This is a genomic window from Myxococcus sp. SDU36 (assembly GCF_030168875.1).
GTDB lineage: Bacteria > Myxococcota > Myxococcia > Myxococcales > Myxococcaceae > Myxococcus > Myxococcus vastator.
Genome location: NZ_CP077414.1, coordinates 1,435,860 through 1,449,541 on the forward strand (window position 1 = coordinate 1,435,860; position 13,682 = coordinate 1,449,541).

At 68.9% G+C, this 13,682-nt stretch carries 9 protein-coding genes; all 9 read left to right on the top strand.

The window, feature by feature from the left end; translation table 11 throughout:
• Positions 1 to 92: 92 nt before the first annotated feature.
• The 9 genes from rplC (at position 93) to cglE (ending at position 13,630) form a co-directional block, all read left to right on the top strand.
• Positions 93 to 767, top strand: coding sequence for a 50S ribosomal protein L3 (gene rplC / locus KGD87_RS06030; protein ID WP_163783976.1), 675 nt, complete (start codon positions 93 to 95; stop codon positions 765 to 767).
• 388 nt (positions 768 to 1,155) lie between these two features.
• The gene (locus KGD87_RS06035) at positions 1,156 to 1,977 is read left to right on the top strand and encodes an outer membrane beta-barrel domain-containing protein (protein ID WP_284666535.1); all 822 of its coding nucleotides are present in this window, start codon (positions 1,156 to 1,158) and stop codon (positions 1,975 to 1,977) included.
• 12 nt (positions 1,978 to 1,989) lie between these two features.
• Entirely contained in the window at positions 1,990 to 3,321 is a 1,332-nt protein-coding gene (locus KGD87_RS06040; protein WP_284666536.1) for an outer membrane beta-barrel domain-containing protein, read from the top strand.
• Positions 3,322 to 3,344: 23 nt separating this feature from the next.
• Positions 3,345 to 4,883 (top strand): tol-pal system YbgF family protein, encoded by a 1,539-nt coding sequence (locus tag KGD87_RS06045; protein ID WP_284666537.1) that lies wholly within the window; start codon positions 3,345 to 3,347, stop codon positions 4,881 to 4,883.
• 161 nt (positions 4,884 to 5,044) lie between these two features.
• Entirely contained in the window at positions 5,045 to 8,686 is a 3,642-nt protein-coding gene (locus KGD87_RS06050; protein WP_284666538.1) for a tetratricopeptide repeat protein, read from the top strand.
• Positions 8,683 to 10,239 (top strand): tetratricopeptide repeat protein, encoded by a 1,557-nt coding sequence (locus KGD87_RS06055; RefSeq protein ID WP_284666539.1) that lies wholly within the window; start codon positions 8,683 to 8,685, stop codon positions 10,237 to 10,239. The genes KGD87_RS06050 and KGD87_RS06055 overlap by 4 nt, the downstream gene beginning before the upstream one ends.
• A 294-nt stretch (positions 10,240 to 10,533) precedes the next feature.
• Positions 10,534 to 10,818, top strand: coding sequence for a hypothetical protein (locus KGD87_RS06060; protein ID WP_176420846.1), 285 nt, complete (start codon positions 10,534 to 10,536; stop codon positions 10,816 to 10,818).
• A gap of 55 nt (positions 10,819 to 10,873) precedes the next feature.
• Positions 10,874 to 12,874, top strand: a complete 2,001-nt coding sequence (locus KGD87_RS06065) for a TonB family protein (protein WP_284666540.1) — start codon at positions 10,874 to 10,876, stop codon at positions 12,872 to 12,874.
• Positions 12,875 to 13,027: 153 nt separating this feature from the next.
• On the top strand, positions 13,028 to 13,630 hold the full coding sequence (gene cglE, locus KGD87_RS06070; protein ID WP_284666541.1) for an adventurous gliding motility protein CglE: 603 nt from the start codon (positions 13,028 to 13,030) through the stop codon (positions 13,628 to 13,630).
• Positions 13,631 to 13,682: the final 52 nt, after the last annotated feature.

The following is a 13,682-nucleotide window of genomic DNA, read 5'->3' on the forward strand; positions in this document are numbered from 1 at the left end:
CGCTTCCTGGCGACCGCGGGGACGCGTGCAGTCCAGGTCATTGAACTTATTGGGTTTTTCCGCGCCACCAGCGCGCTGGCAGTGAGGACGACGTGAAGGGTCTGATTGGCAAGAAGATCGGCATGACCCAGGTGTTCAACGATGAGGGCAACCTCGTCCCGGTCACGGTGATCGACGTGGGCACCTGCCAGGTCGTTGGCAAGCGCACCCCTGAGAAGGACAACTACTCGGCGGTGACGCTGGGCTATGGTGAGATCCGCGAGAAGATTCTCAACCTGGCTGAGCGGGGCTTCTTCAAGAAGGCCAACGCGCCTTACCGCCGCCACCTGAAGGAGTTCCGCGTCACGCCGGAGGAGGCTGCCTCCTTCAACGTGGGCGACGCCGTCAAGGCGGACATGTTCACCAAGGGCGAGCTGGTCGATGTGACCGGCGTCACCAAGGGTCGCGGTTTCGCCGGCGTCATGCGCCGCTGGAACTTCAAGGGTTCGCAGACGAAGACGCACGGTACGCACGAGTACCAGCGTCACCCGGGCGCCATCGGTCAGCGTAAGACGCCGGGCCGCGTGTACCCGAACAAGAAGATGCCCGGTCACTACGGCGTGGATCAGGTCACCACCCAGAACCTGACCGTGGTGGACGTGGATGTGGAGAAGGGCCTGGTGCTCGTGAAGGGTGCCGTCGCCGGCCACAACAACGGCGTCGTCTACATCCGCCCCAGCATCAAGGTGGCCATGCGCGCGCAGCACAAGGCCGCGCGCGGCGCGTAGTTCGCCGCTGAGCGTCTGAGCGCTCGAAACGCCCCGCTTCCGGGCCCGATTCGTCGGGCATCCGGGCGGGGCGTTTGTCTTGCGGGGCAGGGTGGCGCGCGGTTTCCGCGGGTGGGCAGGTGTCTGCCCCGCGTGACGACCCGCCTGCCTGCTTCATCACGTCCCGTGCCACGGCATGCCCCGGAAACGTTGACCGGTGGGCGTCCGGTGGGAGCGACCGTGAAAAGAATTCCGACTCCTGGCCATCGCGGCTTGTCGGTCGTGGAAGCCGTGCGCACCTCCAGGCACCACGAAGGAGTCTCAAGCGTCAGGTGACGCGGACTCCGTGGCTCGGGGAGTTCCTTGCACTCCCGCTCATGGTGGCCCACCCCACGGGCCGGGCAGGATTATGATCGCACGCACGCTCTGCGTCTTTGCTTCGTTGGCCGTCTCGCTGGCGGCACCGGTTGCCGCGGCACAGGATGACGAGAACGTCCTGGACAGCGTCGTCGTCCGCAACCGGCTGTACGAGCCGGGCGGCAAGTTGGAGGTGTCCTTCGGTGTCGGTCTGCCGCTGCAGACGCACCTGACGGCGCACTACGTCTTCAACGCCGGCGTGGCCTACAACCTCTTCAATACCTTCGCGGTGGAGGCGCGGGCCGGCTACGCGGCCAGCCGTCACACGGGCCTGGCGCGCTCCATCTCCGAGAGCTTCCTCAACCGGGAGGACAAGCGCGTCACCGACGAGCTGGAAGACCTCTGGCAGATGAACCTGCACGGGGTGGCCGGCGTCCGCTGGGCGCCCATCTACGGGAAGCTCAGCCTGCTGTCCGACTTGCCGGCCCACTTCCAGGCCTATGTCTGGGGGGGCGGCGGGCTGGGCTCGTTCAAGCGCAACTCCGTCATCCAGTGCACGCAGGTGGTGAACCGCGACCTGGGCATCTGTGACAACCGCACGTCGGTGGATGATCGCGGCTCGGCCACCCAGGACTTCTGGGTGAATGAGTCGCGAGTCGCCCCGGTGGTGTCCGCGGCGGTGGGCTTCCGCTTCTTCATCCGGGACACGCACGGCGTGCGCTTGGAGCTGCGCGACTGGGTCTTCCGGGACAACTACCGCGTCAACCTGATGCGGGATGCGTGGGAGGCGGGGCAGGCGACGGGTGAGCCCGCGCGCAGCCCTGGCCTCACGCACCTGGTGCAGTTCGACCTTGGCTACACCTTCTCCTTCTAGGTCCACCTGACTATGCGACCGTTCCTGTCCCTCGCGCTCCTTGTCGCCACGGCCCCGCAGGCCGCGCCGCGCGTCCCGGCTCCGGCCTTCGCGCTGGCGCAGGTCCAGCAAGTGCCCGCGCCCGGTGCGGAGACGTCCGTGCCGCCGCCGTCCGCGCCGCCGCAGTCGCTTCCGGACGCTCCTGTCGGCTCTTCGTCCCGGCCCGAGCCGCGGGTGCCCGCCGAGGCCGCCGAAGCGTCCGCGCCGCCCGCGGGTGTCCGCTCCAGCGCGGCCCCTGAGCAGGGCACGGGCGAGGTGCCCGCCGGCGAGCCTTCCCCTGTTGACGACCCCTCGCCGGCGCCCGCCGCCGAGCCCGCGCCCACCGTGGAGACGGACTCCGCGCCCGCGGCGACGGGCGTGGCCGGGCAGGAGGCGCCGCCAGTTCCCGATGATGCGCCGGTGCTGGCGTCCGACGGCCTGGCCGCCGACGCGCCGCGCACCACGGATGCGCGGCAGCAGCGACTGGTGAACGGAGCGCCGCTCTACAACCCCAACGTGTCGGTGCACATCGTCCAGAAGAAGCGCTTCGCGGACGAGGGCCGTCACGAGCTGACGGTGTACCCGGCCACGGTGCAGGTGAACGGGAAGTACACCAACCACGCGGGCACGGCGGCGCACTACACCTACCACCTGCAGGAGAACTTCGCCCTCCAGGTGATGGGCCAGTACAACTGGTACTCGAACGAGAGCGCCTTCAACCTGGAGCTCATCGACAAGGTCCGTGAGCAGGCGCAGGCGGCCTCGTCGCTGCTGCTGGTGTGGGGCGCGCACGCGGGCGTGGAGGTGACGCCGCTCTACGGCAAGTTCGCCTTCCTCAACAACTCGCTCGCGCAGTTCAGCGTGGTGCTCAGTGGCGGCGCGGGCGTCGGCTCCACGCGCCACCTCATCCGCCCCGAGGTGACGAACGAGGTGGAGGGCGACTCGTTCCAGGTGCCCGCGCGCTTCGGTGACACCGGCACCAAGTTCATGGGCTCGGTGGGGGGCGGCTTCCGGCTCCAGTTCGGCGAGTCGTATGCGCTGCGCGTGGAGGTGAGGGACCTCATCTACACCGCGCGCGTGGACCGGGTGGACGGCTGCAACCTGGCGGACTTCGAGGCGCTGGAGGCGGCGCGCTCCGCCAACCAGGACTTCGCCTCGCTGAACCTGAGCGGCAGCTGCCGCTACGAGAAGTTCGACGGCGTCGACCCGAAGACGCGGAAGAACTACCGCGAGGACATCATCCTGGGCCGCGACCTGGTGGCCGAGCCGTCCTCGGACGTCCTCAACAACGTGAGCTTCTACGCCGGCTTCTCTGTCCTCTTCTGATGCGCAGGAAGGCCCGAACCGCCATGAAACGACTGCTCAGCCTCTTCGTCGCCCTGGCGCCGCTCGCGGTGTCCGCCCAGCCTGATTCGGGTGGCTACAACCGCGCGCTGGCCGCCTTCAACGCCGGTGACATGGACACCGCCGCGCCCCTCTTCTTCGAGCTCGCGGAGCGCGCCTCCGACGCGGAGGTGAAGGGTAAGGCGGAGTACTTCCTCGGACAGGCCCTGGCCCAGAAGGGCCTGCCCGTCGCCGCCTTCATCGCCTACGCGGCCATCGTCAACGCCGGGCCCTCGCACCCCTCATACCTCAAAGCGGTGGAGGGGCTGGTGGACCTGCAGCAGCAACTGGATGAGCACAACCTCATCCCCAGCATCCTCGCCCAGGCCTCCACCGACGACGTGCGTGACCGCTGGGTGACGCTGCCCAGGGAGGTGCTCGCGCGCGTCAACTACCTGGTGGGCACGGTGAGCCAGCGCAAGAGCCGCTTCGAGGAAGCGCGCGCGCTGCTGGAGGCGGTGCCCCGGGACAGCCGCGTGTACGCGAAGTCGCGCTACCTGCTCGGCGTGGTGCTGGCGGACCCGCGCTTCCCGGGCCGCCCCGGCGAGTCCTCCGTGTTGGACAAGGACGCGCTGGCCGCCTTCAACGCGGTGCTGGCCGCGAAGGAGGGGCAGCTTGACTTGCGCGCCACGCAGCACCTGGCGCTCATCGCCCTGGGCCGGCTCCACTACCGCCGCGGTGAGTACGCCGACGCCAGCGCCGCCTATGAGCGGGTGCCGCGCTACTCGCGCTACTGGGACCAGGCCCTCTTCGAGAACGGCTTCGCGCGCTTCCAGAACGAGGACTTCGGCGGGGCGCTCGGCAGCCTCCAGGCGCTGCACGCGCCGCAGTTCACCGGGGCCTTCCAGCCCGAGTCGTGGATCCTCAAGGCGACCGTCTATTACTACTCGTGCCTCTACGACGAGGTGAAGACGACGCTGGCGGCCTTCGACGAGCTCTACGGCCCCATGGAGACCCAACTGGAGCCCTTCAGCGGGGAGGGCGTGCCGCTGGTGCAGTCCTTCAACCTGGTGGCGGCGGAGAACCGCCGGCTGCCGCGCCCGGTGTACCTGTGGCTGCGCAACAACGAGCGCATCCGCGAGGTGATGCGGATGCTGGAGCGCGTGGACAACGAGAAGCGTGCGCTGGCGAACGGACGCTGGCGCGGCACGCCGCTGGCGGCGCAGTCCACCGCGTCGCTCGAGGAGATACGCGGGACGCTGCTGCAGGTGGGCGGCACGCTGGCGCAGAGCCGCATCCGTGAGGCAGCGGACAATCTGCGGACCTTCTCCGACCAGGCGGAAATCATCCGCGTGCAGACGGCATTGGATGAGAAGGACCTGCTGCAGGCCGGCGTGGACCAGAAGGCGCTGCTGAAGGGGCAGTCGCTGTATCGCCCGAAGATGCCGGGCGCGGCCTGGAACTATTGGAAGTTCCAGGGCGAGTTCTGGATCGACGAGATTGGCTACTACCAATACACGCTGAAGCGTGGCTGCCCGGCCAAGACAGCTGAGCAGCAGCCGTAGGCTCCCCGACGTGGCTGTCACGCCTGCACCTACCTTGAGGGGCCGGCTCCACGTGACGCCGCCACTTCTCAATCCAGAAGTGCGCATCTACTTTCCGTCGTCCCTCGTCAGTGGGTGCTGGATTGCCCGCATGCCGGGTCGGCTTCACGGCAGGAGCTCGCATGAAGGTGGTTCTTCGTTTCGGTGCGCTGGCGGTGGGCGCGGTGCTCATCACTGGCGGGGTGGGAGAGGCGGCGGAAACGCAGGCTCGCAGGGGGGGGAAGAAGCCCGCCGCGGCGTCCGCGTCGAAGACCTCCGGTGTGTCCAGCAAGGCGGCGGGGAAGAAGAAGGCCGCGAAGGCACAGGCCGACCGCAAGGCAGCGCAGAAGGCGCCGCCGCCAGGGGTCGCGCCGGAGGACGTGCGGCAGGGGCCCGCGCGTGTCCGGCCCGCGTCGGCGAAGTTCGCGGAGCTGCCCCGCATCCCGGACGCCAGGCGGGACGCGCTGGCGGACAAGAAGCGCGACGAGGCCATCGCCGCCTTCAAGCGCCTCATCCCCAAGCTGCGGGACGGCAATCCTCAGAAGGCGGAGATGCTCTACCGCCTGTCGGAGCTCTATTGGGAGAAGTCCAAGTACCTCTACGAGTTGGAGATGACGCGCTTCCTCGCGGCGGAGAAGGAATACGACGCGGCCGTGGCGCGCGGTGAGAAGGTGGACGCGCCCAAGCAGGACCACGCGGGCAGCGAGCGCTACCGCACGGAGACGATGGGCATCTACGAGGACCTCCTCCGCGCGTACCCGGACTATCCGCAGCGCGACGAGGTCCTCTTCTCCATGGGGTACAACTACTACGAGCTGGGACGCCGCGAGGACGCGGTGGCCCGCTACGAGGAGTTGATTCGCGACTTCCCCACGTCGCAGTTCGTGCCGGACGCGTACATCCAGCTCGGCAACCACTACTTCGAGAACAACAAGCTCATCCCCGCCAAGCAGAACTACGAGAAGGCGCGGGACTCGGGCGTGCCGAAGATCTACGCCTACGCCGTCTACAAGCTGTCCTGGTGTGACTACAACACCGGCGACTACGAGACGGGCCTGAAGAAGCTTCACGAGGTGGTGGACTACGCCTCGAAGAGCCCCGAGCTGGGCGACCTGCGCACCGAGGCGCTCAACGACCTGACCGTCTTCTACGTCCAACTGGACCAGCCGAAGCAGGCCATCTCCTACTTCAAGGAGAAGGCGCCGGCGCAGCGCATGGGCCGCCTGTTGGCCAAGACGGCCGCGGGCCTGGTGGACGCGGGCCACTTCGACAGCGCCATCCTCACGTACCGCACGCTCGTGGACGACGAGCCCATGGGGGCCAACGCGCCGGAGTACCAGCAGGCCATCGTCCGCGCCCATGAGGGGCTCCGCCAGCGCCAGCAGGTCCGCAAGGAGATGAAGCGGATGGTGGACCTCTACAGCCCCGGTGGCCAGTGGTGGCAGGCCAACGAGGACAAGACGACCGTCCTGCGCAACGCCTTCAACGTCACCGAAGAGGCCATGCGCGTCATGGTCACCGAGTACCACCAGGAGGCGCAGAAGACGCGCCAGGTGGAGACCTACCGGCTGGCGCGTGACATCTACAAGCAGTACGTGGACGCGTTCGCGTCCAACGCGAACCCGGACTTCGTGGCGGACTCCGCCTTCAACCTCCGCTTCTTCTACGCCGAAATCCTCTGGGCCCTGGAGGAGTGGGAGGCGGCCGCGGCCGAGTACGACGCCGTGGTGGCGTTCAAGATTCCGGACCGCGACACCGCGCGCGAGGTGTCCAACGAGACGTACCGCAAGAGCGCCTCGTACAACGCCATCCTCGCCTACGACAAGCTGGTGAAGATTGAGCGCGGCCAGCTCGCCCAGAGCGACCTGCGCGACGGCCAGAAGGTCGACGAGAAGAAGGACAAGGGCGACGTCGCCAAGCAGAAAATCGTCAAGCGCGACGCGAAGGACCGTCAGGAAGAGGCGCTCACGAAGTTCGAGGACCGGCTGGTCGCCGCGTGCGACGTCTACGTGAAGCTGTATCCGAACACGCAGGACGAAATCGACTTGCGCTACCAGGCCGCCGTCATCCTCTATGACCGCAGCCACTTCGTGGACGCGGCCCGGCGCTTCGGTGAAATCATCGAGAAGTTCCCCGAGGAGCGCCGCTCTCGCGACGCGGCCGACCTCACCATGTACGTGCTGGAGAGCCGCGAGGAGTGGATCGAGCTGAACACGCTGTCGAAGAAGTTCCTGGAGAACAAGAAGCTGGCCAAACCGGGAACGGACTTCGCCGTGCGCGTCAGCCACGTCGTCGAAGGCAGCCAGTACAAGTGGGTGGACGAGGTCGTCTACAAGCAGGAGAAGAACCCGAAGAAGGCCGCCGAGGAGTTCCTCCGCTTCGTGTCCGAGTTCCCCAAGTCGGAGAACGCGGATCGCGCGCTCACCTACGTGATGATCATCGCGCAGGAAGCGGGCGAAATCGACAAGGGCCTGGCCGCGGGCGAGCGCTTCCTCAAGGAGTACCCGCGCAGCCCCTTCGAGCTGAAGGCGCGTTACTCGCTGGCGGGCCTCTACGAGAAGGTCGCCGAGTACCGAAAGGCCGCCGTCATGGCGGAGTCCTTCGTCGCCAGCTACGACGCCGCGCTGAAGGCGGACGACGCCAACGGCAAGCGCAAGGTGACGAAGAAGGCCGCCAGGACGCAGGCCGCGCCGGGCGCCGAGGACGCGGAGTCCAAGCGCCAGCGGCTCGCCGCCGAGCGCAAGTCGCTGCTGGACGAGGCTGGCGGCTGGGTAGCGGACGCGCAGTTCAACGCGGGCGTCTGGTGGGAAGGCGCGGGTGAGCCGCAGAAGGCCGTGGCCGCCTACAACGCGTACGTCTCCCGCTTCAAGGACCGCAAGGACGTGCCGCAGGTGGCCTTCGCGGCGGCGCTCGCGTGGGAGAAGGAGAAGAAGTGGAGCGAGGCGGCCCGGGCCTTCGGCGCCTTCGCGGAGACGTACGGCCGTGACTCGCGCTCCACCTCCGCGCAGGTGTACCAGGCGCGCTACCACGAGCTGCTGGCGTACGAGCAACTGAAGAACGCGCGCGAGCAGGAGCGCGTGCAGGGCGAGCTGGTGCGGGCGTGGAACCGGCTGCCGGAGAGCGCGCGCAAGGACACGGTGGTGCTCAATGCCTACGGCCACGCGCGCTTCCTGTCGCTGGAGCCAGCGTGGAAGCGCTACACGGGCATCCGCTTCTCGCGGGTGAGCACCATCCGCCGGGACCTGGCGGCGAAGCAGAAGGAGATTGTGCGGCTGGAGAAGGAGTACCTCGCCGTCCTGTCCACCGGCTCCGGTGACTGGGGCATCGCGGCGCTCACGCGCATCGGCCTGGCCTACGCCGACTTCGCGCGCAACATCATGGACTCGCCGGACCCGTCCGGGCTCGACGAGGAGCAGCTCGCCATGTACCGCGGCGAGCTGGAGAACCTGGCGCTGCCGCTGGAGGACAAGGCCTCCGAGGCCCTGGAGAAGGCGCTGGAGAAGGCCTACGAGCTGGGGGTCTACAGCCCGTGGACCCTGGCCGCGCAGGACCAGGTGAACCGCCTGCGTCCGGGCGCCTACGCGCAGGTGCGGCAGGTGAACTACCGCGGCAGTGACACGCTCGTCCGGTCGGACCTGGTGCGCGTGCTGGAAGGCGCCACCGCGACGACGCCAGTCCCGGCCTCCGAGCCGGCCTCCACGCCGGAGGACCCGGCGGATTCGTCGATGCCGTTGGACGACGAGGCGCAGGCACCCACGGCGGCGCGCGGGGAGGTGCTGCGATGAAGCCGTTTCGCATGGATTCCTTTCAGGTTGGGGCGGGGAAGACGCAGATGAACTGGTTCCGTTCGCTCCTCGTCGGCTCGCTGGCCTTCACGGCGGCGTGTGCGTCGGGGCCGCAGAAGAAGCAGACCGACGTGCCGGAGGTGACGCCGCCCGCGGCGCAGCAGCCCGCGCCGAAGCCGGTGCCGCCGCCCACGCAGAAGTCAGGCAGCGCGGAGTCCGCCTTCGCGGCGGCGCTCCAGTCCTATGAAGCGGGGGACCTGGACGGCGCGCGCAAGGGCTTCGAGGCGGTGGTGGAGGTGCTGCCGCAGAGCCTCAACGCGCAGTTCAACCTGGGCGTCATCGCCGAGCGCCAGGGCCGTCCGGACGACGCGCGCGTGGCCTACGAGAAGGTCCTCCTGCTGGACCCGGCGCACGTGCCCGCGGTGGTCAACCTGGGCGTCATGTACCGGGAGCAGGGGCGGCTGGACGAAGCCATCGCCTTGTTCGAGCGGGCGCTGAAGACGCCTGGACGCGAGTACGACGCGTCGCTGCTCAACAGCCTGTCCATCACCTATCGCGTCGCCGGAAGGCTGGACGCGTCCGAGGCCGCCGCGCGCCGCGTGCTAGTGCGCAACAAGGACAACCCGGGGGCGTACAAGAACCTGGCGCACGTGGCCTACGCGCGGGAGAAGTACCGGCTGGCGGAGCTGCTGGCTGGCAACGCGCGCAAGCACTCGGAGAAGGATCCGGCGCTCTACAACCTGCTGGGCATGGTCTACCTGAAGCTGGACGACCGGGCCCGCGCGCTGGTGCAGTTCCAGAAGGCCATCTCCCTGGACGCGAAGTTCACCCCGGGCTACCTCAACCTGGGCGCGCTGGCGTTGAGCTACCGCGACTACGTGGGCGCCGAGCGCTCCTTCGGCAAGGCCGCGGAGCTGGAGCCGGGCTCGCCGGACGCGACGCTGTACCTGGCCTGGGCGCTGGACGGACAGAAGGGGCGCGATCCGAAGAAGGGGCTGGCCGCGGGTGAGGCGTTCGAGAAGGTGCTGGCCACCCGCACGGACCTTCCGGAGGCCGTGTGCGGCGCGGGCTGGGCGTATGCGTCGGACCGCGCGGGCTGGCAGAAGGCCATCACGTTCCTCGACCGCTGCAAGGGGCTGGAGACGACGTCCGACAATGACAAGCAGATGATTATCGCCAAGGTCCAGGGCCTGGAGAACATGCTCAAGACCCCGGCGCCCGAGGCCGCGCCCGCCACCGCGGAAGGCGAAGGCGCTCCGGCGGATGAGGCCATCGGCGGCGGTGGCGCGCAGCAGCCCGCGCAGGGCGCCGAAGGTGCGGAGGGCGCGGAGCCTGGACAGGGCGCGGAGGTGGCGCCGGAAGGTGACGCCACGGGCGGCGCGGGCGCACCGCCGGGGCAGGGCACGGAGGCGATGCCCGCGGACGACGCGACGGGTGGCGCGGGCACCCGGCCCGAGGATGACGCCATGGGGGGCTCCGGCTCCGAGCCCACTCCGGACGGCGCTCCGGCGGGTGAGGCCGCCGGTGAGCAAGGTGCGCCCGCGGGCGAGTAGAGCGGCTGTCCCTGAAAGCGAGATGCAGGACCCCGCGGCGTTGCCACTCACCGAAGTGGCAACGCCGTCTTCGCGACAGGGGCTGGTGCGAGCCACCTGGCGCTCGCCAACCCCGTGGGCGGAGTGGGGTTGGACAGGCATCCGGGGCATCACCCCAGCGGGCAGGCTGGAGTTCTGGCGAAGAGAGACGGAACTTTTTTCCTCTCTCCAGGCTGCAACATCCGGATGAGGAGGCGAGCTCCCCTGGATTCAAGGACTTGAGGTTGGATCGCGCTGTGCATTGGGAGGTTGAGCATGAGGCGACTCGTATCAGCGGTGGTGGTGCTGGGGCTGTGGGCGGCACCCTCGGTGGCGATGGCGCAGGAGTCGAGAGACACGGTGAAGGTCATCCAGGAGGAGGACCGCACCGTGTTCCGGAAGAAGACGGTCATCGACTTCACGGATGTCGCGGTGGAAGGCGAGCTCACGAAGCCCGAGGGCTCGTACCTGCTCCACCGGAAGAAGACGGACTTCCAGAGTCTCATCAAGGTCCGGGACAACTTCGATCCAGAGTTACAGAAGTCAGTCGACAACCTCTAGCGGCAGCGGGCGGCGGCAGTCGTTCTCAGGGCGGAAGGGAAGAGGGAAAATCCTCATGGCGGCGGCGAAGAACAACGGCTTGACGCTTCGGATCACCGGGCCGGATGGCTCCACGGCGGAAGCCGTGTCGGAGGCCGAGAGCGTCATTGTGGGGTCGGGCGCTCAGGCAGCAGTGAAGATTCAGGACCCGCGGGTCTCGAATCTCCATGTGATGCTGAAGGTGGACAAGGATGGCTCGGTAACGGCCATCGACCTGGGCAGTGAGGGCGGCACGGAGGTGCGGGGACAGCGGCTCGTCCTGCCCACGGCGCTCAACCCGGGGGATGTGTTGATGGTGGGCGGCAGCCGGGTGGAGGTGCTCTTCGGAGCGACCCAGCCCGAGCGACCGCTTCCCGCGGGGGCGCGGGTGGCGGGGCCGGTGTTCCAGGGGCGGGTGGCCACGCCACCGCCGCCGATGCGTGGCATGCAGACGCAGCCGCGCGCAGACCTGCCGAACCTGGTGCCCGCGCCGCCGCCGCCCATGCGCCAGGTGTCCACGGCGCTGGGCAACCGCGTGGAGCGGGTGGCCTCTCCCGGTGTGCTTCCGGTCGAGCCGCCCCGGCAGGCGCCTCCGGGGCTCCAGCCTCGCACGATGCCCTCCACGACGCGGCGGACGGTGGCGCCACACCTCCAGGAGCCACTGCCTCCCGAGGCCCGGCCCACGCCCGAGGCGCGCGTCCTCCAGGTCGCCCTGCTGTGGGGCGACACCCTGCTGGAGGTCCAGCACTTCAAGGACGGCGTGCCCGTCACCATCGGCGAGGCGAAGAAGAACTTCTTCAACGTCTTCGCGCCGTCGGTGGGCAAGCGCCACGTCCTGGCCGTCAGCAAGAAGGACGGGCTGGAGGTGCGCGCGCCCGCGGGCTCGCGCGCCTTCGTCACCAACCAGGGCAACGTGCGCACCAAGGACGCGCTGCGGGCCGCGGGCGCGCTCTCCGGCCAGGCCGGTGACGCCGCCGAGCAGCGCTTCACCCTGGGCCTGCATGACCGGGTGGAGGTGTCGCTGGGCACGGTGTCCTTCGTGGCGCGCTACGTGAAGCCGTCTCCGGTCATCACCGCCGCGTCGCTGAAGGACTCCGACTTCACGTTCTTCAAGATCACCAGCATCTGCCTGCTGGCGGGCCTGGCGGTGGTGCTGGCCATGGTGCTGACGCCGCGCCAGGAGCTGCCGCGGAGCGCGGACATCTTCGAGTCCCAGCAGCGCGTGGCGAAGCTGCTCATCACCCCGCAGAAGAAGCTGGAGGCGAAGAAGCTCCAGCTGTCCGCGCCGGAAGAGGGCGCCAAGGCGAAGGACGAGGAAGGCAAGTTCGGCAAGGAGGAGGCGAAGCAGCAGGAGGCGGCGCCCTCCAAGCCCGGCACGCCCGTGGTGGACAAGAGCAAGAAGGAGAAGGACCGTCAGGCGGTGGGCAAGGCTGGCCTGCTGGGCGCCTTCAAGGGAATGAAGGGTGGGGCGTCGGACGTGTTCGGCCCCGGCGGCTTCGGCACGGGCATCAACGACGCGCTGGGCGGCCTCAAGGGCGGCGCGGCCATGGGTGACGCGCAGGGCGTCGGCGGCCTGGGCTCGCGCGGTACCGGCAAGGGCGCTGGTGGCACCGCGCTGGGCATCGGTGGGCTCGGGACGCAGGGCACCGGCCGTGGCACGGGCGGCTCTGGCGGCATCGACCTGGGCGGCCGTGGCAAGTCCATCACCAAGGTCATCCCCGGCAAGACGACGGTGGTGGGCGGCCTGGACAAGGACGTCATCGCCAAGGTCATCCGGCGGCACCAGGGGGAGATCAAGTACTGCTACGAGTCGGAGCTGAACAAGGACCCGAGCCTCGCGGGCAAGGTGGCGGTGGCCTTCGTCATCGACCCCACGGGCGCGGTGTCCGACGCGACTGTCTCCGAGACGACGCTGAACAGCGCCTCGGCGGAGCGCTGCATGCTGTCGCGAATCCGCCGCTGGAAGTTCCCGGAGCCCAAGGGCGGCGGCGTGGTGTCGGTGACGTACCCCTGGCTCTTTTCGCCCGCGGGCGGGTGAGCGGCGGGCGCGGCCCGTGAAGGACCCGAGTGGCGTGGACGAAACGGTCCACGCCACTTTCGTTTTTCCCCCACTGCCGGTTCCGCGGGGGCGTCATTAACGTCTGCGCCGCTCCCGCGTTGCGCTGGGAGGGCACGTCTGTCGGGAGGACCCGTGAAGAAGTCTCAGCTGATTGCCGCGCTCGCGCTGCTGTCGTCTCCGGCTCTTGCGGCCACGCCACCGGAGGGGGTGGAGTTCCAGCCGCGCCGCGGCTTCTTCACCGAGACGGACATCGGCGTGTTCTTCACCGTGGGCGGTGAGAACGCCTACTCCAACGCCCAGACGTACCTTCAGCTCGGCGTGGGGTACGACCTCACGGAGAAGCTGTCGCTGGGCGCGCACTTCGGGCTCGGCTCCTCCGCGCAGAACTGCTTCGCGGGCTACCTGCCCGGCACGGAGACGTGCGCGCTGTCGGACAACTTCACCATGGCCTTCTTCAACGCGTCGGTGGCCTACCACGTGCGCGTCATGGACCGGCTGTTCCTCACGCCCAAGGTGGTGGCGGGCTACACGCGGTTGGACCCGGCGCCCGTGGACCCTGGCGCGGGCGACCCGGGACGCGCCGTCAGCGCGCCCAACGCGGGCCTGGGCTTCGGCGTGGAGTACGCCACGGGCATGGACCACTTCTCCGTCGGCGCGGACCTGCTGGCCCGCTACATCATCGGTCCCAACATCACGTCCTTCGCCGTGTTTCCGAAGGTGAAGTACACGTTCTGAGCGCGGACGCACGAAGGGCCCGCCCCCAACGCTGTGGGAACGGGCCCTCGGC

Coding starts and splice junctions, on each gene's coding strand:
- KGD87_RS06060 (WP_176420846.1), top strand. CDS start 10,534: ATGAGGCGACTCGTATCAGCGGTGGTGGTGCTGGGGCTGTGGGCGGCA.
- KGD87_RS06055 (WP_284666539.1), top strand. CDS start 8,683: ATGAAGCCGTTTCGCATGGATTCCTTTCAGGTTGGGGCGGGGAAGACG.
- KGD87_RS06035 (WP_284666535.1), top strand. CDS start 1,156: ATGATCGCACGCACGCTCTGCGTCTTTGCTTCGTTGGCCGTCTCGCTG.
- KGD87_RS06045 (WP_284666537.1), top strand. CDS start 3,345: ATGAAACGACTGCTCAGCCTCTTCGTCGCCCTGGCGCCGCTCGCGGTG.
- KGD87_RS06050 (WP_284666538.1), top strand. CDS start 5,045: ATGAAGGTGGTTCTTCGTTTCGGTGCGCTGGCGGTGGGCGCGGTGCTC.
- KGD87_RS06065 (WP_284666540.1), top strand. CDS start 10,874: ATGGCGGCGGCGAAGAACAACGGCTTGACGCTTCGGATCACCGGGCCG.
- KGD87_RS06040 (WP_284666536.1), top strand. CDS start 1,990: ATGCGACCGTTCCTGTCCCTCGCGCTCCTTGTCGCCACGGCCCCGCAG.